The organism is Vibrio splendidus, assembly GCF_001557875.1.
Lineage (GTDB): Bacteria > Pseudomonadota > Gammaproteobacteria > Enterobacterales > Vibrionaceae > Vibrio > Vibrio splendidus_F.
Genome location: NZ_LNRF01000001.1, coordinates 1,093,352 through 1,114,571 on the forward strand (window position 1 = coordinate 1,093,352; position 21,220 = coordinate 1,114,571).

At 43.0% G+C, this 21,220-nt stretch carries 17 protein-coding genes and 9 tRNA genes; 16 read left to right on the forward strand and 10 right to left on the reverse strand.

Annotated features, from left to right (window positions below):
• Positions 1 to 94: 94 nt before the first annotated feature.
• The 8 genes from ATB74_RS04645 to ATB74_RS04680 form a co-directional block, all read right to left on the reverse strand.
• Positions 95 to 976, reverse strand: coding sequence for a hypothetical protein (locus tag ATB74_RS04645; protein WP_061016871.1), 882 nt, complete (start codon positions 974 to 976; stop codon positions 95 to 97).
• Complete coding sequence (locus ATB74_RS04650) at positions 966 to 3,458, reverse strand: fimbria/pilus outer membrane usher protein (RefSeq protein WP_244270902.1); 2,493 nt, start codon at positions 3,456 to 3,458, stop codon at positions 966 to 968. Before ATB74_RS04650 ends, ATB74_RS04645 begins: the two co-directional genes overlap by 11 nt.
• Positions 3,442 to 4,128 (reverse strand): fimbria/pilus periplasmic chaperone, encoded by a 687-nt coding sequence (locus ATB74_RS04655; RefSeq protein ID WP_061016873.1) that lies wholly within the window; start codon positions 4,126 to 4,128, stop codon positions 3,442 to 3,444. Before ATB74_RS04655 ends, ATB74_RS04650 begins: the two co-directional genes overlap by 17 nt.
• 2 nt (positions 4,129 to 4,130) lie before the next feature.
• Complete coding sequence (locus tag ATB74_RS04660; protein WP_061016875.1) at positions 4,131 to 4,856, reverse strand: molecular chaperone; 726 nt, start codon at positions 4,854 to 4,856, stop codon at positions 4,131 to 4,133.
• Positions 4,857 to 4,939: 83 nt separating this feature from the next.
• A complete protein-coding gene (locus ATB74_RS04665; protein ID WP_061016877.1) occupies positions 4,940 to 5,437 on the reverse strand; it encodes a hypothetical protein in 498 nt (165 codons plus the stop codon).
• Positions 5,438 to 5,514: 77 nt separating this feature from the next.
• The gene (locus ATB74_RS04670; protein WP_179946891.1) at positions 5,515 to 6,039 is read right to left on the reverse strand and encodes a hypothetical protein; all 525 of its coding nucleotides are present in this window, start codon (positions 6,037 to 6,039) and stop codon (positions 5,515 to 5,517) included.
• 768 nt (positions 6,040 to 6,807) lie between these two features.
• Positions 6,808 to 7,812 carry a low-specificity L-threonine aldolase gene (gene ltaE, locus ATB74_RS04675; protein WP_061016878.1) on the reverse strand — a complete coding sequence of 335 codons (1,005 nt, stop codon included), beginning with the start codon at positions 7,810 to 7,812 and terminating at the stop codon, positions 6,808 to 6,810.
• A gap of 17 nt (positions 7,813 to 7,829) precedes the next feature.
• On the reverse strand, positions 7,830 to 8,345 hold the full coding sequence (locus tag ATB74_RS04680; RefSeq protein WP_061016880.1) for an NUDIX hydrolase: 516 nt from the start codon (positions 8,343 to 8,345) through the stop codon (positions 7,830 to 7,832).
• A gap of 288 nt (positions 8,346 to 8,633) precedes the next feature.
• On the opposite strand from ATB74_RS04680, the gene ATB74_RS04685 reads away from it, so the two are divergent.
• The 6 genes from ATB74_RS04685 (at position 8,634) to ATB74_RS04710 (ending at position 12,446) form a co-directional block, all read left to right on the forward strand.
• Positions 8,634 to 10,289: an ATPase RavA domain-containing protein gene (locus ATB74_RS04685; protein ID WP_019822307.1), complete on the forward strand. Its 1,656-nt coding sequence runs from the start codon at positions 8,634 to 8,636 to the stop codon at positions 10,287 to 10,289.
• Positions 10,290 to 10,300: 11 nt separating this feature from the next.
• Positions 10,301 to 11,746, forward strand: a complete 1,446-nt coding sequence (gene viaA, locus ATB74_RS04690; RefSeq protein ID WP_017070584.1) for an ATPase RavA stimulator ViaA — start codon at positions 10,301 to 10,303, stop codon at positions 11,744 to 11,746.
• A gap of 199 nt (positions 11,747 to 11,945) precedes the next feature.
• Positions 11,946 to 12,019: transfer RNA gene (locus tag ATB74_RS04695), tRNA-Cys, on the forward strand.
• A gap of 46 nt (positions 12,020 to 12,065) precedes the next feature.
• Positions 12,066 to 12,141: transfer RNA gene (locus ATB74_RS04700), tRNA-Gly, on the forward strand.
• Between the two features lie 80 nt (positions 12,142 to 12,221).
• Positions 12,222 to 12,308, forward strand: a tRNA-Leu gene (locus ATB74_RS04705).
• 64 nt (positions 12,309 to 12,372) lie between these two features.
• Positions 12,373 to 12,446, forward strand: a tRNA-Cys gene (locus tag ATB74_RS04710).
• Positions 12,447 to 12,520: 74 nt separating this feature from the next.
• Here ATB74_RS04710 and ATB74_RS04715 read toward each other — a convergent pair.
• Positions 12,521 to 13,309: a lipase family protein gene (locus ATB74_RS04715; protein ID WP_060981255.1), complete on the reverse strand. Its 789-nt coding sequence runs from the start codon at positions 13,307 to 13,309 to the stop codon at positions 12,521 to 12,523.
• A 349-nt stretch (positions 13,310 to 13,658) separates the two neighbouring features.
• Between ATB74_RS04715 and ATB74_RS04720 the strand changes: the two genes are divergently transcribed.
• The 9 genes from ATB74_RS04720 to cobA all read left to right on the forward strand — a co-directional run bounded on the left by ATB74_RS04720 (position 13,659) and on the right by cobA (position 19,885).
• A tRNA-Leu gene (locus tag ATB74_RS04720) sits at positions 13,659 to 13,745 on the forward strand.
• A 67-nt stretch (positions 13,746 to 13,812) separates the two neighbouring features.
• Positions 13,813 to 13,886: transfer RNA gene (locus ATB74_RS04725), tRNA-Cys, on the forward strand.
• A gap of 46 nt (positions 13,887 to 13,932) precedes the next feature.
• Positions 13,933 to 14,008: transfer RNA gene (locus ATB74_RS04730), tRNA-Gly, on the forward strand.
• Positions 14,009 to 14,088: 80 nt separating this feature from the next.
• A tRNA-Leu gene (locus ATB74_RS04735) sits at positions 14,089 to 14,175 on the forward strand.
• A 64-nt stretch (positions 14,176 to 14,239) separates the two neighbouring features.
• Positions 14,240 to 14,313: transfer RNA gene (locus tag ATB74_RS04740), tRNA-Cys, on the forward strand.
• Between the two features lie 618 nt (positions 14,314 to 14,931).
• Positions 14,932 to 17,490, forward strand: coding sequence for a nitrite reductase large subunit NirB (gene nirB, locus ATB74_RS04745; RefSeq protein WP_060981256.1), 2,559 nt, complete (start codon positions 14,932 to 14,934; stop codon positions 17,488 to 17,490).
• Between the two features lie 15 nt (positions 17,491 to 17,505).
• Positions 17,506 to 17,829 carry a nitrite reductase small subunit NirD gene (gene nirD, locus ATB74_RS04750; protein ID WP_060981257.1) on the forward strand — a complete coding sequence of 108 codons (324 nt, stop codon included), beginning with the start codon at positions 17,506 to 17,508 and terminating at the stop codon, positions 17,827 to 17,829.
• Between the two features lie 138 nt (positions 17,830 to 17,967).
• Positions 17,968 to 18,783, forward strand: coding sequence for a formate/nitrite transporter family protein (locus ATB74_RS04755; RefSeq protein ID WP_061016882.1), 816 nt, complete (start codon positions 17,968 to 17,970; stop codon positions 18,781 to 18,783).
• Positions 18,784 to 19,114: 331 nt separating this feature from the next.
• Positions 19,115 to 19,885, forward strand: a complete 771-nt coding sequence (cobA, locus tag ATB74_RS04760; RefSeq protein WP_061016885.1) for a uroporphyrinogen-III C-methyltransferase — start codon at positions 19,115 to 19,117, stop codon at positions 19,883 to 19,885.
• A 30-nt stretch (positions 19,886 to 19,915) separates the two neighbouring features.
• On the opposite strand, the gene ATB74_RS04765 is transcribed toward cobA, so the two are convergent.
• Positions 19,916 to 20,443: a DUF4174 domain-containing protein gene (locus ATB74_RS04765; protein ID WP_432215315.1), complete on the reverse strand. Its 528-nt coding sequence runs from the start codon at positions 20,441 to 20,443 to the stop codon at positions 19,916 to 19,918.
• Between the two features lie 244 nt (positions 20,444 to 20,687).
• On the opposite strand from ATB74_RS04765, the gene ATB74_RS04770 reads away from it, so the two are divergent.
• Positions 20,688 to 21,161 (forward strand): NYN domain-containing protein, encoded by a 474-nt coding sequence (locus tag ATB74_RS04770; RefSeq protein ID WP_004731130.1) that lies wholly within the window; start codon positions 20,688 to 20,690, stop codon positions 21,159 to 21,161.
• The last annotated feature ends 59 nt before the right edge of the window (positions 21,162 to 21,220 follow it).

The window sequence follows — 21,220 nt, forward strand, 5'->3', positions numbered from 1 at the left end:
ACTTATCCCGAGCCTGGTAAATCAAGTTTTGATTCTATGACGTTGTGTTTTATAAAATTGAGCTCTGCGGCTTAGTTTTTACATAATTGCATAATTATGGTTGCTGTGAAAGTCGAGGTTCAATAGAAATTTGTAATGTATCGTCATATTTCCCTCCTGGTTTGTTCTCTGTTTCACCAATGACAAAATTCAAAGGAATAGGTTGACCAATCGTTGCGGAAAGACGTTGAATTCGCGCATCCAGTTGCTCAAGATTTATTCTGTCGCTATCGAGGGAAAGTTGGTATGGAATATCCCACTTAGTCTCATTAGATTCATGACGTAGCATTCCTTGATGGGATGATTCGAATACGATGGTATAAGTTGTATTGCTTTGAACCCATAGGTTAGGTGCAGAGCGAATAATCTTGTTTGAATATAATGTCCCTAGATCAAGGTCATAATGTTGTTGGGTTAATCCATAAAAATGAATTTTCGCAGCAGGCGGAACGTTAACCGATACCGGGATGGAGCTAGGGCTAATTTCTACTTGTTTACTATCAGAGGTATAAGAAGGCGAGACTTCCAATAACCCCCGATAGGTTCCTGATGCTAACCATTGTTTACTTGGGAAGCGCATTTGTATCGTTGCCGAAGGGCGGCTATCGGTTAATGATAAGTGCCATTGATTAGCCACCGGCATGCCAATCTGTCCACTCCACTCAAAGTTGAGTTTGTCTTGGTTTGCCCCTTTTAACGAGCGACTTGTATCGTTAAGCTGCAAAATTAAGGTTAACTCGCATGGTTCGCCAATTATGTTCGCATCTATTCGGTAAGTGTTTATTGTTGCGAATGTGCCTGCGCTGAAAACATCATATTGTGATTTCGATGAGACGGGTTGAATAGTCAACGCATTAGCTTCACACGCAAATGCATAAGGCAGGTGGTTTATGGCGAAGAGGAACAAGGATCCCCAACGTACTTGCTTATTCAACATACACATCTCCTAGTCTTATCAAATTGTCACTGCGTTCACTCAGGGAAATGATGGCTGACTCTTGCTCTTTAGTGTCTAGTACCAATTGATATTTACCTGGCTTTAATCCAGAGATAGCAAATATGCCGTTACGGTTGGTAAAGAAGTCAATTGGCAACTGTTTTGCCTCACCAAGGTAATGTGCTACACCAGCGACAAGTGAAATAGGGTTGCTACTTTGACGATCGAATAGCTTACCAATAACGGTTAATACAGCATCAGATCCAATCTGGAGTTGGAAGCCCCGTTTATAACCCGGCTTAATCCAAAAAGCGCCGTCGCCTAAGTCATACCCTGGCGGCAAGTTATCGACCTCGTAACTGACTAATTGGCCATTATAAGCAACAAGGTCTGGGACCAAAGCACTTGCATCTCCTTTAAGATAAACGCGTGCGTACTGACCATCTTTTGTGGGATCGATAGCCACGTCATTCTCTTTAAGGCTCTTATGTTTGGTGACAATCGCAAATGCTTCGCGTACTGGTCTGCCGATTGCCACAGATGAACCAGCAAAAGCAAGTGAACTATTAATAGTCACGTCGGTACTGTGGTTTCGTGTTTCACCACTAATATCTTCAAGCCGTGAAGCGTGGGTCGCATTCAACTCATAGTGGTTTGCCGTGTAGTTAATTCCGGCATCCATATCAGCATCCGTTTCTTCGTTATTAATGACACTCGCAAACGCCGACACCCCTCCTGTGTTACCAATATTATTTTGATAGCTGTAATCTAAGGCGGCTTCATTGAGTTCTGTGGTGTATCGACCGACGACACGAGTTTGTCGACTAAGAGGCCAGCTAACGGTGACTGTCGTGCTGATATCATCGTCTTCGGTTGCGTTGTTCCGATAGTTAACGCGTGCGCTCCAGGTGGCGGGTGTATCAAACAGTCCGTCCGATAAACTCGGGCTAATCACCCAATAATCGTTCTCTTTGTCTACTCCTGAACGATAATTGAGCGTAATGGCGGCACGTAAGGACTGACCAAGATAAATGGAGCTGAATGCGGAGACATAATGAGTGGTTAAGTTGATATCGATATCGGAAGCATCAAACCCTGAAACCCCAGTAAAATTGTTGGCCAGATATTCATAACTGAAACTCAGTTGTGGGGACAGCGTGTTCGTATTGGAAAACTCCGCATCGAACGCAAATTTGTAAGCGTCGCCAGTTCCAAATGTAGGGTGTTCGCTACGAGAGGCAGTGAGTTCAGTGACGCCCCATGTAGAAGCGAATAACGCGGTGGCACCATATTGATAAAGATCTTCACGGCTTTGAAGGTTAGTGCCCAACGTTAACCAGGGGCTAATACCCACAGCGATATAACCATGGAGAATACGTTCGTCGGTTAGGTACTCTAGTTGTCCATTTTGTAATTCAGAAGGCGCTCCATACATGATGCTATATTCAAACTCACCGCTATTGAGCAAGTCGTTACCGGTTGCAATAGAAAACTCGATACGTTCTTCATTCCCGGAGCGATCGGTGATGACGAGTACAATATCATTGCTACCTTGCGCCAGGGGGATATCACTAAGGTTATAGCTACCAGCGCCTAAAGTTAATCTTTGGACTGCGATCCCATCTATATAGACATCGACATTTGAAGCGCGTTGGAGTGTGAATGTTTGATTGGCTCGTGGTCGTGCATTTCTGGTTGGAATGAGAGTGAAATCTCGAGTTAAGCCAATACCAAGTATGTCGGTACTGTCCTGAAAAGATTGACCACTGTTATACATATCGCCGAGCACAAGTCGTGTGCCTTGTTCGGCAAAGTCAATATTAAGACGAGACCCTTCTCTTACGTAGCGCGAATCTTGTGATGAGCTGTTTTCTAAATAGGATTCATATTCAAAGTTTAGAAAACCAATGTTGAGTGCTGAGTCAAACTGACTGCGATAGAGGTCCTGTCTTGACGAATTCTGATCGACATATTGGCTCTCATTGGCGGAAAGGGCAAAGTTAACGTACCCACTAAACAAACTTGGCTCAGCATAGTTATAGAAATCATCTGCGCCGTTCATAGATAGTTGCTGGGTTAAGCTAAGTTCAGGCGGTACCGTCACGATGCATTCTAATGAAGAGAAATCGAAACTAAGGCCTAATCCTACGCTCTCAAAATCGTGCTGCGACAGCATCTTATCGTCTGTCGTGTCATTGAGTTTCCCAATACCTTCTTGAGTTACGACGGATGAAAGGAGAGAAAGCGTGCTTTCCTTCGGTAACAAAATTTCGTTGTTTGCGGTAATGATAATGTCTGCTTCCCCCAGTATGGTGTCACTTATCCTTAGCAAAGAGGTAAGTTGAATATCTCGCCCTGTTGGGTTCAAGACCATTTTCTTGCCCCAAGCTGCGGGGCTTAAGGCGGCACAATAAAAAAGTACTAATCCCAAGACATATAAAACGTGCCACATCTTGTGATGGGTTTCAGTTTTCATGCCCATGGTAAGTGCCTATTGGTAAGTAATTTAAAGAAGAAGGGAAAGTAATAGTGGAGCGTGGTGGAATAAACTGCTCACCTAAAGCCTCATGTACTCTTTGGCTCTGAGATTCGAGTCCTGTAAAGTGAAGTAACGACGTATAGGTAAATCGCGATCCTGAATTAGTGAGTGTTAGCTTGCCTTGTTCATCTATGCGCAATTTCACGTCAGGCTCTAACGACGATGAGTGAATGTGCAGCAACGCATTGTAGTGAACTTGTAAGTTGATACCGGTGGTTAAACCGATGGGTTTATCTGTTCTCGCGTTGTTCTGTCCAATATTCACGGTACTGAAACGAATGAAATAACTTTGAGAGGTTTCGAGTGTTCTATTTCCCAACCATTGTATACGGAATACTTGGCGTTCTCCGGGGGCTAACATCGCGGCTGGTGGAAACACAAACACCTCTTCACTCGCTAGCTCCGATGTCTCGAATGTACCATCAGATAAGAATTTTAATCGACGAACGTTAGCTTCAAGTGGGAGAGCTTGTGTTGAGTTGTTAGTCACAACTAGCTGCGACGTTGCTCTGTGATCTGTGTTGAGCTCGATGACGGTTGGAAACAGTGTTATGCCCAACGCCTGTGTGCATAGAAAGCAATAGACGAGCGTTCCCCAAATATAACGTCCCATTGCTATTGATCCTGCTCTATTTCAATCGTTAGGTTATTCACGTTGTAATTTTTAAGAGGCTGCATTTCAAAATAACGAGTGGAGTAGGGAAGGACTAAAGTTCCCGGAATACGCTTAGCGATTTCTACACCTTTTAAATAGGTTGAGTTTCTACCATCAGATATTTTCCATGTTGTATTGGTTAATCGACCATAACTATTACCACTGTTAATTACTTCAAGAACCCATTTGTTCCTTTTGTCATTTTGTTCGATACTTTTTATTTCAAGGTGAGAAACCGTGTTCTGAGGTCGGACGTTGATAAGCGTATTAAACTGAAGTAAAAGACTTACTTGCCCTTGGTTGCTGCTTGCTCTTTGAACTTTCACTTGCTTAACCGCAACTCGATACGCTTTAGATTCTGTGATGGAAGGATCACCTAAATAGCGCACCATAATGGATTGCGATCGTCCAGGTTCAATAATTGCGGTCACTGGAATAACTAATAGCTCGTCATCAGCAGGAGTGGTGGTCTCTTTGCCATATTTGTCCATTGTCATGTAGACCGGAGACAACTCAACCGTGAGTGGTTCTTGAGAAGAGTTCTCAACCCTCATGGTCATTTGAGCTCTTTTTCCAAGCGGTGTCATTTCCATAGACATAGGTTCTACTTTGAACGCATGAGCGGACAAACAAGTGAATGACAATAGGAAAAGAACGATCCATTTATGCATGCTCCATTGATACATAGCGAAGAGCTCCAAATTAAACTTATGTAGTTGAGATTGAGATTAAGTCGGAGGCCAAATAATAGCCCCCGACTTATTAACCTCTAATTTGAGGTGATATTTACGGTTAATGTATCTGAGTAGCCACCTGCCCATGGGGAGGTTTCTGTCGTCACAATATCAATAGATGCAGCAACACCTGTCGCTAATGCGCCAGAACCTGCATAAGAATTACTGACTGAAACGTCATTTAGACCAGGGCCCCCTGGTGCATTAAGCGTGAAAGGAGCTAAGCCTGACGGGTTGAATGTTGCATCATATGTAAGAGCGTAGTCTTCGCTATCGTCTGACTCTAGACCACCTTCAGCACTTGTCAGTGTCACCGTTGCACCATCGACGTCATTACACTTCATGTTAAGACCACTAACAGAAAGATTTTGAATTTGAGATACGTTACCAAAGTCCATCAGTTGCGTTGAAAGACCAGTAACTTCACATACAGGTGAAACAAAACCCACTAATTGGACATCACCAGGAGCGGCTTGGACTTGAGCACCAAAGATAGCAGTGACTGTTGCTACGTAGAGTGTTAGCTTTTTCATTAGAAATTCCTTTATCTTAAATGATTGGCTCGAATACTGCTGAGCGTTTGTTGTTCTGCAGATACATTGCAGAGTTTTCACTTTGTCACGCTATGAATCGAAGGGTAAACTTCGATCTCAATAACGTCTTGATAATAACCAGCGAAACGCAAGCTATTTTCGAGTGCTACCCTAAGGCTCCCATGTTGAGCAAAAGGAATAACACCAGAACTGTTTATCATTACCGGTGAAGTAAGTTGGCTACTGTGCCTACTTTCATGAAGACGAATTTCGTCTATTTGTAATGACAAATTGTAACTTTCAATAATATCAACCCCTTGATGTTGATATTTTAAGCCTCCATATTTTGAGTTGATCGTTATACCCAACGGACGGTTACAATAGATATTAAAAGGCAACGATTGCACATCACGGTGTTCCGTAAAATTCATGATATTGCCAGAAAAGAAGTTTATTTCGCATCGGTCTTTGATCTGGCCGCTAATTCCTAACGTTAATTTGTTAGCACTGGCATATAATGAAAGTGACATGCTGAAAATTAACGCTGAGATGATTAAGTTATGAAGAATTCGAAATACTCTAACCATAATCTCACCTCTCAACGATTGAATGTAACTTGTTGCTTAACTTTGAAAACTATATGTGCTTTGAAAAATGATGAAGTAGTAAAAAAAGTTTATTATTTAAGGAAAGTATGAGTTTTGGTATGATTTTAGCCTGAGAGGTAGGGGCTAAATTACAAGGTATTAATCTTATATTCAATTAGATAGAAGGATTTCACCCCAAACTTGGTTTGACGAGGAAATTTTATTTAATTGATAATATTAGAAGTATGGTCTACGTCGAGTGTGTTGAGTTTTGCGGTGGGCTACTGTCATCACAATTATGACAGTGTTATTAACGGAAACACTAACTTGAAAGTTTAATTTATAAGTTTATTGTAGTGGCTATAAATTGTAATGACAGAGAGTGACTATCTACTATTTCTTTATTGAAATTAGTTGTTTAAATAAATGATATAGGAGAGGTGTATCTATTTTTAATTACCTTGTGCGTGGTAATTAAAAACTTTAAATGTTTATCACTAAGTTATTTCCCTTTAGTAAAAAGGCAAAGCTTTAAGTCATTAATGAAACTCCAGCTCAAAGGATAATTGAATACTTAAATGTAGGGATAATTAGTAGCAGGTATCCTTATAGGCCAAAACGAGATTGCGTTCTGTTCCAGTCAATCTAGTGTGTTTTTTAGAAAACCAGCAGGTGTCGAAGGCTGGTTTTGTTGTGGAATTGCCTAACAAATTTGATGAAAAATTAAAGCTTCCCGAGGGAAGCTTTAGTGTTAATTGCGATATAGGCTCTTCTCGTTAAGAGTTAAAGCGCATTTTCTAGCTTTGCTAGGAAAGTAGTGATGTCTTCAGAGCTGATATCTCTATGAGTAACAAATCGAACAGGGTTCCCTGGTGACATCGTAATGCCTTGCTCGCTCAGTTCGCGAGCGATTCGGTTGATATCCACGGACTCATCTAACTTCGCAAATACAATGTTGGTTTGAATGAAATCAGGGTTAACCGAAAAGCCTTCTAACTTGCTTAGGCCGATCGCTAGGTTTTTCGCGTTCTCGTGGTCAGCTTTAAGTTGAGCAACGTTCTCAGTCAGTGCCATTTTACCTGCAGCAGCAAGAATGCCTGCTTGACGCATACCGCCACCGACCATTTTACGTAGTCGACGTGCTTTAGCGATGTACTCTTTACTACCAAGTAGCAGAGAGCCAATCGGAGCACCTAAACCTTTCGATAAACAAATCGTCATCGAATCGAAGTGTTGTGCGATCTCTTTAATGTGAACGTCTAACGCGACTGCCGCATTGTATACGCGTGCACCGTCTAAGTGCATCTGTAAACCATGTTGGTTTACGAACTCACGAGCTTCCGCTAGGTAAGACATTGGCAGCACTTTACCATTGATCGTGTTTTCTAAACTAAGAAGCTTAGTACGAGCAAAGTGGCTGTCGTCTGGCTTAATCGCAGCAGCAAGCTTTTTAAAATCTAAAGTACCGTCTGGGTTGTTTTCTATTGGTTGAGGTTGAATCGAGCCCAATACCGCCGCGCCACCGGCTTCGTATTTGTAGTTGTGCGCCTGTTGACCACATAGGTATTCATCACCACGCTCACAGTGCGCCATTAGGCCAAGTAGGTTGGCTTGCGTACCTGAAGAGGTGAACATAGCGGCTTCAAAGCCAGTTTCGTTGGCTGTCCACTGCTCAAGCTCGTTTACTGTTGGGTCATCACCATATACATCATCACCGACTTCTGCGTTTGCCATTACATCGCGCATAGCTTGTGAGGGTTTAGTTACGGTATCAGAACGAAAGTCCATGTTTCTCTCCTAGAGTATTATAGGTAGCCGCAGAGTTGGGCTTTACTTAAACAAGCGATAGTTTTTGTATCGGTGATTTGATCGTGTCGTATTTTATCTTGCAGTTCTTCTAAGCTCAGTTCGATCACTTCTATGACTTCATCTTCATCACATTCAAAGCGGGTAGTGAGGCTTAATTCTTTTGCGACAAACAGATGCTGTATTTCATCACAGAAGCCAGCCAAAGGGGTGACTTGCCCCAAGCTTTGAAAAGAAGTTGCACTGTAACCAGTTTCTTCTTCCAGTTCGCGCTGGGCACATTGAAGAGGTGTCTCCTCTATTTCCATCGTGCCTGCGGGTAGTTCCAAGAGCCATTTCTTAAGAGAAGGGCGAAACTGGTTAATGAGGATGATTTTCCCAGACGAAGTGATAGGAAGAATAACGGCCGCGCCAGGGTGGTTTATTGTTGTATGTTTTACCACGACGTTCGTAGGGAGCGTCACGTTCTCTTCTATGAGAGAAATACTTTTCCATTTATGGATAACTTTACTCATGCAGTCTGGCCACATTCCTTGCCAATTTTTCGTATAACGGAAGACGTGCACCACCATAACGTCTATGGTGTCGAAAATAAAAGAAAAATTAGGGTCAGCAATAGATTTAGTTTCACGCCGTTCGTGATGTTACTCTCATAATTGGAATCTATGATTGCGCCAAAATTACCGACGTAACCATCTGATATAAATGCAACTCAATAATAAAATACACTTGTAACAAAGTGCTAACAAATGTATAAAAACATATCTACACTCTCAATTGTTCAAAGATTTTCGGAGTAACGCATGAACCCTTCTATTTCCTCACATGCTGACAAGGCGCTACTCTCTGAAAGAATCAACAAATTAGCGCATGCTCTCTCTGATGGTGTCTATGAAAGAGAAGACACGATTAAGCTATGTTTACTGGCTGCATTGGCTGGTGAAAGCGTGTTTCTATTAGGCCCTCCGGGCATTGCAAAAAGCCTTATCGCAAAACGTCTCATTCAGGCTTTTGACAACAGTAGCTATTTTGAATATTTGATGACACGTTTCTCTACGCCAGAGGAAGTGTTCGGCCCCCTAAGTATCCAAGAATTAAAAGACAACGGTCGTTATGTAAGACTGACCGAAGGTTACCTACCAACAGCACAAGTTGTATTCCTTGATGAGATCTGGAAAGCCGGCCCTGCAATCCTAAATACACTGCTTACTGTAGTGAACGAAAAAACATTTAAGAACGGCAGCGACATTGAACGCGTACCTATGCGTTTGTTGGTTTCTGCATCTAATGAACTTCCAGATGAAGACAGCGGCCTAGAAGCCCTTTATGACCGTATGTTGGTTCGCGTGTTTGTTAACCGTATTCAGAACAAACAAAATTTCAAATCAATGCTGACAACGGGTACTTCTCAAGAAGCTGTGATTCCAAAAGGTTTGGCGATCACTGACATTGAATATCATCAATGGCAGAAAGAGCTCGACAAGCTTGAGCTGACCGATAACTCGTTTAATAAGCTGTATGAACTGAAAACCATGCTTGAGGAAACAGTTAAGAAGCAAGGCTCAGCATCAGAGTCCGATTTATACGTATCAGACCGACGTTGGAAGAAAGCGGTTAAGTTATTGAAGGCGAGTGCGTTCTTCAGTGGTCGTGATAGCGTAAACCCGCTGGATATTATGCTTCTGCAGGATTGTTTATGGCATAGCCCTGAATCGCGCGATGTAGTTCGTAGTGTGGTGAAAGACTTTGCATTGAACCGAGCGTTTGATCAACAAGAGTCGAAAGCTCAAATTGAAATGTCTCGTGAAGAGTTAGAAGAGATTCAAGACGATGTTGAATCGACGCTATCTGTTTCGCTTTCTATGGAGTCAACCAGCGGCTTGTTGCGAAAAGACGTTTACCAGAATGATATCAAGAACGCGAAAATGTACAGCGTGGGCAGTGCATACAATCTAGTGAAACTAGTTATGCTACAAAGCAACATGTCGGTGTCTGAATCAGAGAAAGGCGATAGCCGTTGGGTATATGTAGCCAAAGACGATTTTGATCGTGTTCTTAAAGAAGGTCACGGCGATATTTACGGTTACGTAAACGAAAATAAAAACCTATGCCGTTTAAAACTCGACTTGGATGCATCGAACCAATTAGTGATTAAAGACATTGCCAATCGCTCTGTCTTGGTGAGTGTGGTTACCACCGACGGTTTGGATCAAGAACTGTATAACAAGTGGTTGAGTGGTGCTGAGAAAGCCTTAGAGCAGTTAACTGAAGCTGAATTCAAGTTAAAACGTGTTCGTACTGAATTCCATGATGCGTTACCTCATAACTATATTGACCCTGATTTACCGAAAGCGATGGAAGCAAGTTTGCAAGCGGTAACGCAAGATCTTGAAACCACGAAAGTGAAGAGTGCCAAGATTGCTCAGCGTATTAAGTTTATGAGCCAGTACTTCGAGTAAGAGGAGAGCATATGTTAGGAGCAGACGGCTTAAACCTCGCTTTGATGGTAGCTGACTCAGGAATCATTGATACCGCGATGAATGATCTCATCGCTCGTTCTCAAGTCATGATGGCTGCAGAGAACAAAGGTGTGAAGACATCAGTGAAAAACCACTTAGTGAAATGGCGCGGTAAAGTTAAAAAACGCGTTACTAAAGTGTGTGAAACCGATCGATTCCAAGAGGAGATCGCACTTTACCAAGAAGTTATTTACTGGGATGAACCTCAGTTCTTTGATGAGATAGACAGTGTTATCAAAAAGCTGGAGTGGCACTCAGCGTTTTATCTACAAGCTCGACGCCTTATGGAGAACAATAAAGGCGTTTATAACGCGATGTTTCCACACTACTTTTGCGACCAGTGGTACCAATCACTATCAGATGCGATCAAGCAAGCTCAAGTAACCGAACTTGAAACGAGCAAAGAAAAAGTCTTAGCCGATCTTTATCAGCGCATGGAAACCATGAAAAACATGGACAAAGTGACGGAGTCGGGTGATGAAGGCAGTGTAGGGCGCTTGTGGGACATGGCATCTGCCAAGTTAAGTAAAACAGACCTTACCATCATGAAACGTCATGCTGAGTTCTTGAATAAGCACAAGGGCTTGCAAGAGATCGCTGAAAAGCTAGGCCGTATGGCTGGTGAGGAAGATGATCCTTCGCTACACAAAGCCCCTGTAGAAGAATTGCAGATGGTTGAAGAGAAAAGCGATGAAGCGGTCGATGATATTGTTGGGATTCACGAAAGTGATGACCTCAACAAGATGCTGCCAAACGAAACCATGTTTCTAGCTTACCCTGAACTTGAGGTTATCTTTTACAAGCACTTGGCTGACAAGCGTTTACTGAGCTATCGCTCGCAAGGTAAATCACGCACGCTACGTAAAGTGAAAGCGCAAAAGCCAGATAGCAAGAACATCGATATTGAAAAGGGTCCGTTTATCGTCTGTGTGGACGCTTCTGGCTCTATGAGTGGTTTCCCTGAGCAGTCTGCTAAAGCTATGGCTTATGCCTTAATGCAAATTGCTCTTGCGGAAGAGAGAGACTGTTACGTGATTCTGTTCTCTTCTGAGCAGATTACCTATGAGTTAACAAGGCAAGATGGCCTACGTGAAGCGAGCGACTTCTTAAGTTACTCATTCCACGGTGGTACGGATCTAGAACCTGTTCTTATGAAGTCGATTGATTTGATGACGGGTGATAAATACAAGAACGCCGATTTAATCGTACTTTCGGACTTTATTGCACCTAAACAATCTGACGAAATGATTGCTCAGGTTGAAAAGTTGAAAGAACACAAAAACCGTTTCCATGCGGTTAGTCTTTCTAAGTATGGTAACCCTCAACTTATGACGATGTTCGACCATTGCTGGGCGTATCATCCGAGCCTTGTCGGTCGTTTCATGAAGAAGTGGTAGCGCTAAAACATCTTATTTAAATCGATTTTGCTGTGTGTTTTTTGATTGAAGAGATCGAACATGCAGCAATTTGATTTAAATGTCAGCAAACGGAATTTAAATTCACTTTTTTGTTTGACTATCTCTCCTCAATCCGTAAAGTAGGCACCCGAACACAGCAGCGCGGCTTACTTAAGTCCCTAAAGTGTTGAATTAAAAAGGCGCCTTGGCAGAGTGGCTATGCAGCGGATTGCAAATCCGTGGACCTCGGTTCGACTCCGGGAGGCGCCTCCATTCTTTCTCTTAGTTTGATAAGTTAAGAGACGCTAAGAATGAAAATGCGATACTAGCTCAGTTGGTAGAGCGCAACCTTGCCAAGGTTGAGGTCATCGGTTCGAACCCGATGTATCGCTCCAAATTTTGTAATGTTGATTCATTTTGACATTAAGATGGTGTTTTACTTTTCAGTAATCGGCATCGCAATAAAGAATTGCGTGCCCTGGTGGTGGAATTGGTAGACACAAGGGATTTAAAATCCCTCGACGTTCGCGTTGTGCCGGTTCAAGTCCGGCCCGGGGCACCATCTATTTGATTGTTACCTCGCTTGGTATTAGTCAAAAGAGTTGTTCTCTTAAAACACTATTGAAGGCGCCTTGGCAGAGTGGCTATGCAGCGGATTGCAAATCCGTGGACCTCGGTTCGACTCCGGGAGGCGCCTCCATCATTCAGAAAAACCAGTCCTAGTGACTGGTTTTTTCGTTTCTGGCCTCGCTAAAAGCTTCCTACGTACCCATTTCAATGTTTATCAAAGAAATCTTTGTTACGGATATACTTGCTCATCAAGTGATATGAGAAAGGTCTTATCAACCAACTAAAGATAGAGCGACCAAGACGGATTAGTGTAGGGGTGTTCTCGTAGATACGCCCGTTATAAAGCCAAAGCACTTTGCCTACATGCCAATAGAGCAAAGGGACTGGAGGCATGAAGGTCACGATGTCGATATCACAGCAGATTCGGTAGGTTTTCTTACTCAAGCGATAGTGCTTTCGAAAGCTCCAGTCACCAATGGCGGGTTGGCCAAAGGTCACTATTCGCTTAATGCAGCCCGGATACTTCTGATCAAAGTAATCAGCGAAGACACAGCCGATAGCGCCACCGGAAGAGTGGCCAGTAATAGAAACTCTTTTGCCTTGTTCTATGAGTGGAGTGAGCGTAGCTTCCAAGCGTTCAATAACGGTTAAGCCAAGCTTATCTTCATTACGACTTGGCTGGCTTTCTTGAAACATCAGATGGTGGAAGCCCGCATGCACACGATAATTGAGCCCAATTCTTTTGCAACTTTTTGTCCATAGAGCAAATGTCAGTAACCAATCTGAGATACTGTGCGACCCCTTGATAACCACAACCACTTCATCTTTGTCTCTACTCCACAACACTCGAATCATGGTTTTGCCAAACTGGTTTTTGATGATGCGTTGTCCATTGGGGTCAAAACCATAGCGAGTTTGTTTAAAAACTCTAGGGTAGGCGAGGTTACAGAGAACGGCATAGCGCTCATATTGATATCGTTTTAGTGGTTTCACATGATTACTTCTTCATAAGAGTGACTTAAAACTCTAGTCGTCGAATGTGAACAGCACATGAAAACGTCATTTGCTTGGTTTAAAACAACAAAATCACCGCATTGAATCTGTATTAGAATCAATGGTTGTCAGTGAGTTGTCCCTTTAAATTAGAAATCCAAGTATAAGAACCGTACAAGCTGCACTAAATTTATTCTTTTGAGTTCGATAATTAATCACTTGAATTAAAAGATAAAATTTATAGTTGACGAATTTTTTCCTTCCGTTAAAGTACACCTCGTTCTCACGGCTTAGGTCGCTGAGAGATGGTGTTTTTACTTTTCAGTAATCGGCCTCGCAAGATTGCGTTGCCCTGGTGGTGGAATTGGTAGACACAAGGGATTTAAAATCCCTCGGCGTTCGCGCTGTGCCGGTTCAAGTCCGGCCCGGGGCACCATCTATCTAGCTTTTACTTTTTGAGTAGAGTGATGAACAAAGAGTTGTTCTCTTAAATCACTATTAAAGGCGCCTTGGCAGAGTGGCTATGCAGCGGATTGCAAATCCGTGGACCTCGGTTCGACTCCGGGAGGCGCCTCCATTCTTTCTCTTAGTTTGATAAGTTAAGAGACGCTAAGAATGAAAATGCGATACTAGCTCAGTTGGTAGAGCGCAACCTTGCCAAGGTTGAGGTCATCGGTTCGAACCCGATGTATCGCTCCAAATTTTGTAATGTTGATTCATTTTGACATTAAGATGGTGTTTTACTTTTCAGTAATCGGCATCGCAATAAAGAATTGCGTGCCCTGGTGGTGGAATTGGTAGACACAAGGGATTTAAAATCCCTCGACGTTCGCGTTGTGCCGGTTCAAGTCCGGCCCGGGGCACCATCTATTTGATTGTTACCTCGCTTGGTATTAGTCAAAAGAGTTGTTCTCTTAAAACACTATTGAAGGCGCCTTGGCAGAGTGGCTATGCAGCGGATTGCAAATCCGTGGACCTCGGTTCGACTCCGGGAGGCGCCTCCATTACTTAAAGTTAAAAGGCCAGCAGAAATGCTGGCCTTTTTGCTATTTGAAATTTCATTTCCTAGCATTACTTCCTAATACCGATGTTTGAGCTCTGTTCATTAGTACCTCTAGGAACAAGTCCTTATCTGATGACTTTGTTTGTCGGTCTTTTCCTTGTGGAAATCTATCATTTACTAAACAACCACCAGCATATTTAAACTAATTGCGCTGTTTGTAAGTGGAATTAGTAGGGAATGGAAAAGGGCGCCTGTTCTTTGGGTCATTAAGTTCTTCATATTTATACATAGTTGCTCATGAACCTGTAACGCTTTCATGAGTTATTACAGTTTTTATGACTATAAATGAAAATGATTGTCATTTACTTACGTTGTTGCTAACCTATTATGAAACTTTACAACATTCTCTCTAGTGCAAGAAAGTGTATATAAAAACCCGCTAAACCCCATTAAACCTACGGTTATTCGTTTGCTTAGCCTGATAATTAAGCAGATCTACCTCTTTTGTTCTACCCCTTTAGGGTAGTTTGTTTTCGTAATTGATTTACATCATATTTTCATTTTCTTTCATAATTCATTATTCGCTCAGTTAAGAAATATATAACCTTCAGGAATTCTTATGAGCAAGATGAAGCTAGTCGTAATCGGTAACGGGATGGTCGGCCATCGCTATATCGAAGATTTAGTCGAGAAGACAGATGTTGCAAACATGGACATCACCGTGTTCTGTGAAGAACCACGAGTAGCATATGACCGTGTGCACCTTTCTTCTTACTTTTCACACCACACTGCAGACGAACTTTCTTTAGTTAAAGAAGGCTTCTACGAGAAACACGGCATCAACATGCTGATCGGCGAACGTGCAATCAACGTTAACCGTGAAAAGAAAACAGTTTACTCAAGCACTGGTCGCGAAATTCAATACGACAAACTTGTTCTTGCTACCGGTTCTTTCCCATTCGTACCACCAATCAAAGGTAACGAAGGTAAAGATTGTTTCGTTTACCGCACAATCGAAGATCTGAAAGCGATTGAAGCTACGGCTAAAAACTCTAAGTCTGGTGTGGTTGTTGGTGGTGGTCTACTTGGTCTTGAAGCGGCAGGCGCACTAAAAGCACTTGGCGTGACAACTCACGTTGTTGAGTTTGCCCCTAAGTTAATGGCTGAGCAGCTTGACCAGGCGGGTGGTAACCAACTTCGTCAAAAAATCGAACGTATGGGCGTAAACGTACATACAAGTAAGAACACGCTTGAGATTGCTCCTGAAGGCACTGAAGCTCGTAACGTAATGCGCTTTGCAGACGGTACAGAGCTAGAAACTGATTTCATCGTATTCTCTGCTGGTATTCGCCCACAAGACAAACTTGCTCGTCAAATGGGTCTAGGTATTGCGCCTCGCGGTGGTATCGAGATTAACGATCACTGTCAAACGACTGATAAAGATATCTACGCTATCGGTGAGTGTGCGTCTTGGAACCAAACGTTCTACGGCCTTGTTGCTCCTGGTTATAAGATGGCGACGGTTGCTGTTGACCACGTTGTTGGTAACGAAAGCACATTTGAAGGTGCTGACATGTCTGCGAAGCTGAAGCTTTTAGGCGTGAAAGTAGGTTCTATTGGTGATGCAAACGGTCGTACTCCTGGTTGTAAGAGCTACGTTTACCAAAATGAAGAGTCAGAAGTCTACAAGCGTATCATCGTTTCTGAAGACAACAAGAAGCTTCTTGGTGCAGTAATGGTTGGTGATACGTCTGATTACGGCGATCTTCTACAGCTAATGCTGAACGAAATTGACCTACCAGAGCACCCAGATGCCTTGATTCTTCCTGCTCATGCAGGTGCTGAAAAGCCAACACTTGGCGCGGATTCTCTTCCTGAGTCTGCAGTTATCTGTTCTTGTTTTGATGTAACGAAAGGCAAGATCGCTCAAGCGGTTGCTGAAGGTCACCATACCATTGGTGATATCAAAGCAGTGACTGGCGCAGGTACGGGTTGTGGTGGTTGTATTCCACTAGTGACTTCAGTACTAAACGCTGAACTTGCGAAAGCTGGTGTTGAAGTGAAGAACGATGTATGTGAGCACTTTGCTTACTCTCGCCAAGAGCTTTTCCACTTGATTCGTATCGAAGAGATCAAAACATTCGATGAGCTGCTCGAGAAGTACGGTAAGGGCTACGGCTGTGAAGTATGTAAGCCTCTAGCGGGTTCTATCCTTGCTTCTTGCTGGGGTGAGCACATTCTTAAGCCTGAGCTAGTGAAGCTGCACGATACCAACGATAACTTCCTAGGTAACATGCAAAAAGACGGTACTTACTCTGTTATCCCTCGTATGGCGGGTGGTGAAGTAACACCTCAAGCGCTAAGCGTTCTTGCAGATGTTGCTGCTGAATATAACTTGTACACCAAGATCACGGGTGCACAACGTATCGGTCTTTTCGGTGCTCAAAAGGATGACTTACCAGCAATCTGGAAGAAGTTAATCGCAGCAGGCTACGAAACTGGCCAAGCTTACGCAAAAGCGCTTCGTATGGCGAAGACATGTGTTGGTTCTACTTGGTGTCGTTACGGCGTTCAAGATTCAGTTGGCCTAGGCGTGATGATCGAGAACCGTTACAAAGGCATCCGTACTCCTCATAAGATGAAGTTTGGTGTGTCTGGTTGTACTCGTGAGTGTGCTGAAGCTCAAGGCAAAGACTTAGGTATTATCGCAACTGACGCGGGTTGGAACATGTATGTGTGTGGTAACGGTGGTATGAAACCTCGTCACGCAGACCTACTTGCAAGCGACCTAGACCAAGAAACGCTAATCAAATACATCGACCGTTTCATGATGTTCTACATCCGCACTGCTGCGCCGCTACAACGTACTTCGGTATGGATGGACAACCTAGAAGGTGGTGTTGATTACCTACGTGAAGTGATTGTAGACAACAAGCTTGGTATCAATGACCAACTTGAAACTGACATTGCTGGCCTAGTGGATAACTTTGCTTGTGAATGGACAGATACAATCAACGACGAAGCTCAACTTAAGCGCTTCGCACACTTCATCAATGCTGATGACCGTGATGATAACGTTGTGTTTGTTGAAGATGGCCGTGAACAACACCGTCCAGCAACATTCACCGAGAAACACCCTGAAGCGAAGGGCGATATCCTTCACGTTGAACTGGTTTAATTGGGAGACGACATCATGGCATTTACCAAAGTTTGTAAGATCGAAGACATTATCCCAGGTACAGGTGTTTGTGCGTTGGTTGGTGGTGAGCAAGTAGCTATTTTCCGCCCAACTAAGGCTGAAGAGGTATTCGCGATTAGCAATACAGACCCATACTTCCAATCTAACGTGTTATCACGTGGTTTGATTGTTGAACACAAAGAAGAGCTTTGGGTGGCGAGCCCGCTTAAGAAGCAACGCTTTAACCTGACAACAGGTGTGTGCATGGAAGACGAGAACTTCAACGTGAAAGCGTACAAATCTCGTGTTACCAAAGGTGCTGTAGAAATCTCTGCATAACAGTTTGCTTAGCAAGATTTGATAGTTCAAGGGTTCTAGTTATCGATATTGCCTTAACTCGGCAACTAGAGCCTTTTCCTATCCAATTTTAACTTTTAATTTTAACTTTTAATTATAACTTTTGAATAAGGGCAATTTATGTCTACTGATTTTAAACCGGCAGAATTCGTTCAAACTATGATCGATGTAGGTGAAGCTAAAACTAAAACGAGTACTCGTGATCTCCTGATCCGAAGCACTATGGCCGGTATCATCCTTTCTCTTGCGGTTGTTGTTGCTATCACAACTATCGTGCAAACAGGCATCGGTATTGTTGGCGCTCTAGTGTTCCCGGTTGGTTTTGTCATTCTAAGTGTAATGGGCTATGACCTAGTAACTGGCGTATTCGGCCTTGCGCCTTTAGCTAAATTTGACAACCGCCCAGGCATTACTTGGGGCCGTATCCTTCGTTGTTGGGGTATTGTTGGTCTTGGTAACCTTATCGGTTCTTTGATTGTTGCTTTCCTAGTTGCCGTTTCACTAACGGGTAACTTTTCTCTAGAGCCAAACGCTGTTGCGCAAAAGTTTATTGCAGTTTCTACAGGGCGTAGCCTAGGTTTTGAAAACATGGGTATGGACGGATGGATCACATGTTTCGTACGCGGTATTTTCTGTAACCTGATGGTATGTCTAGGTGTGATTGGTAACATGACGGCACGTACTGTCGCTGGCCGTGTAGCAATGATGTGGTTCCCAATCTTCATCTTCTTCGCACTAGTATTTGAGCATACCGTAGTAAACATGTTCCTATTCCCACTGGGTATGATTCTTGGCGCGGATTTCGGTATCGCGACATGGTTGAACTTCAACCTTATCCCAACAATTCTAGGTAACATCGTTGGTGGTTTGTTCCTAACATGTGTTCCTTTGTTCCTAACACACGCTAGAACAGCTCCTTCTCTAGGCGCTAAGTAATTCTTTTGCTCTAGATTAATGAGCAAATGATGAAAAATGATAAGCCCCAAGCAGTTGGTTTGGGGCTTTTTTGATCTCAACAGTCTCTACTTGATCAAGGGTGCACTATCAATGAGCATTGTGTGCTTGTTAATGGTGCAAAAGTCAGCGTGTTCCAGCGTAATAGATTGTTTTGTTATATAAACTTCTATCTTGATTAGAATTAATCGTGAAGTTTTATGGCAACACCTGATAGTCTTAGATGTAGGGATATTAGTGATTCGTAGAGTCTATACGAATCGCTATACAGAATTAAGCTTGGAATATAACAAGCTAACTTTCGGAGCAAAGTATGTCAGAAGTATCGCCATCGAATGTTAATAAAAAGAGCAATGGATTTGTATCATTAGTAGGTGCGGGACCTGGTGACCCAGACTTGTTAACCTTAAAAGCTGCCCGCGTTATTCAACAAGCGGATGTGCTGGTTTACGACCGCTTGGTATCAAAAGATATCTTGGCGATGGCTAACCCTGAAGCGGAAATGCTTTATGTAGGCAAAAAGCTCGACCACCACTGTGTGCCCCAAGATCAGATCAATCAGTTGTTGGTCACTAAAGCACAAGAGAATAAGCATGTAGTACGCCTGAAAGGTGGTGACTCGTTTATCTTTGGCCGTGGCGGGGAAGAGTGTGAAACTCTGGCTGAGAATGACGTGAGATTTGAAGTCATTCCTGGTATTACGGCAGCCGCTGGTGCTACGGCTTATGCGGGCATCCCGTTGACTCACCGTGACCACGCGCAAAGCGTCCAGTTCATTACTGGTCACTTAAAGAAGGATGGCGAAGATATCGACTGGCAATCTCTTACTCAACACAATCACACGATCGTGTTCTACATGGGCTTAAAAGAGAGTCCGAACATTCAGAAAAACTTGCTTGATAATGGTATGCGAGCAGATATGCCTGTAGCGATCATTGAAAACGGCACTCGCCAAGAGCAAAAGGTGTATCGAGGTGGATTGAGTGACTTAGCTAACCTTGCGAGCGTAGCTAAAAGCCCGGCTTTGATCGTCGTTGGCAGCGTGGCTCAACTTCATGAAAAGCTCGATTGGTTTAACAACTAACCAAGTCAAAATCGATCGATTTGTTCTGAGTTAAATACTGCAGCGACTGCCTTGTCGCTGCATTTCTTGCTGGCGCATGGGCATTTCGTCAATTATGCTGGTGATTAGGTTCCAATCTGTCTTACCATTCCATCTGTGCTTCTCTTTTCCGTCTTTACCGATCAATACCGCGGTGTGCGATCCTTTCGGTATGTCATAGCTGTTTGTTACCGCCTCCAGGTTAAACTCTTCCACTAACCAATTTGGGACAGTGTAGCCGCTCTCCGCAATGACCATAATGACAACATCTCTTTCTTCTAACTGACAGTTATTGATTAAAACCTCATTGAGAAACTCTTTAACGATCGAATCTTCGGTTGGTGCGAAATAAATAACACTTCGGTGCGGTAGTGCTTTGGAGTGAGAGTACGCTGGATAGGCGAGGGCTGAGTTAATCGTCATACACATGATTAAGATCAGGCTGATAGTAATTAGTTTAAGCAAACCAGTACCAACGCCAGGTCCGAATGGTTGATCCACAGGCAGCACTGATTGGGTTGACTTGATGCTTAAGCACATTTCGCGTGTTTGTCGGTGTAGCATAACCAGCCTCCCTTTAATAACTTTAAGCCTGATCGTTATTTGAATGTGACTCGGCTGAAGTTCAGTCCTATTGAGCAACGAGTAAAGCCAATAGGCATACAATAAGCATAGTTAGATTTACGCTAAAGAGAGCGGATAGGTTCATTTTTATTGTCTAAAGCGACTCGCATTTTAGAAGTGAATAGAATAGGGTATACGGAAAATCTAAAGGTATGAATTTATGGAAAACATAGCAATTTTGGTCGACGTTCAGAACGTTTACTACACAACACGGGATAAATACCGTTCTAACTTTGACTATAACCAGTTTTGGTATGTTGCCACGGAAGGGCGTAATGTTGTTGCAGCAAATGCTTACGCAATCTCAAGCCAAGACCCAAAGCAGCGTCAATTTCATCATATCCTTCGTGGTGTGGGGTTTAATGTGAAGTTAAAGCCATTTATTCAGCGTCGAGATGGTAGTGCAAAAGGTGACTGGGATGTGGGTATTGCGTTAGATGCGATAGAGCTTGCAGAGACGGTTGATACGATTGTTTTAGTATCAGGAGACGGTGATTTTGAAATTCTTGTAGAGCGAATCAAAGAGCGTTTTGGTAAACCTGTTGAAGTGTATGGTGTCCCGGGGTTAACCGCTCAAAATCTTATCGATTCTGCATCAAAATTTGTACCGATCGAAAAAGATTTTCTTCTATAGAGGAAATCAGTCACTTTATAATTGAAATCAATAATAACGATAATTAGAATGCAAACAGT

Coding starts and splice junctions, on each gene's coding strand:
- ltaE (WP_061016878.1), bottom strand. CDS start 7,812: ATGGACTTTCGTTCTGATACCGTAACTAAACCCTCACAAGCTATGCGC.
- viaA (WP_017070584.1), top strand. CDS start 10,301: ATGTTAGGAGCAGACGGCTTAAACCTCGCTTTGATGGTAGCTGACTCA.
- ATB74_RS04770 (WP_004731130.1), top strand. CDS start 20,688: ATGGAAAACATAGCAATTTTGGTCGACGTTCAGAACGTTTACTACACA.
- ATB74_RS04660 (WP_061016875.1), bottom strand. CDS start 4,856: ATGTATCAATGGAGCATGCATAAATGGATCGTTCTTTTCCTATTGTCA.
- ATB74_RS04665 (WP_061016877.1), bottom strand. CDS start 5,437: ATGAAAAAGCTAACACTCTACGTAGCAACAGTCACTGCTATCTTTGGT.
- ATB74_RS04655 (WP_061016873.1), bottom strand. CDS start 4,128: ATGGGACGTTATATTTGGGGAACGCTCGTCTATTGCTTTCTATGCACA.
- ATB74_RS04650 (WP_244270902.1), bottom strand. CDS start 3,458: ATGGGCATGAAAACTGAAACCCATCACAAGATGTGGCACGTTTTATAT.
- nirD (WP_060981257.1), top strand. CDS start 17,506: ATGGCATTTACCAAAGTTTGTAAGATCGAAGACATTATCCCAGGTACA.
- ATB74_RS04765 (WP_432215315.1), bottom strand. CDS start 20,443: ATGTGCTTAAGCATCAAGTCAACCCAATCAGTGCTGCCTGTGGATCAA.
- ATB74_RS04755 (WP_061016882.1), top strand. CDS start 17,968: ATGTCTACTGATTTTAAACCGGCAGAATTCGTTCAAACTATGATCGAT.
- nirB (WP_060981256.1), top strand. CDS start 14,932: ATGAGCAAGATGAAGCTAGTCGTAATCGGTAACGGGATGGTCGGCCAT.
- ATB74_RS04685 (WP_019822307.1), top strand. CDS start 8,634: ATGAACCCTTCTATTTCCTCACATGCTGACAAGGCGCTACTCTCTGAA.
- ATB74_RS04680 (WP_061016880.1), bottom strand. CDS start 8,345: ATGAGTAAAGTTATCCATAAATGGAAAAGTATTTCTCTCATAGAAGAG.
- cobA (WP_061016885.1), top strand. CDS start 19,115: ATGTCAGAAGTATCGCCATCGAATGTTAATAAAAAGAGCAATGGATTT.
- ATB74_RS04645 (WP_061016871.1), bottom strand. CDS start 976: ATGTTGAATAAGCAAGTACGTTGGGGATCCTTGTTCCTCTTCGCCATA.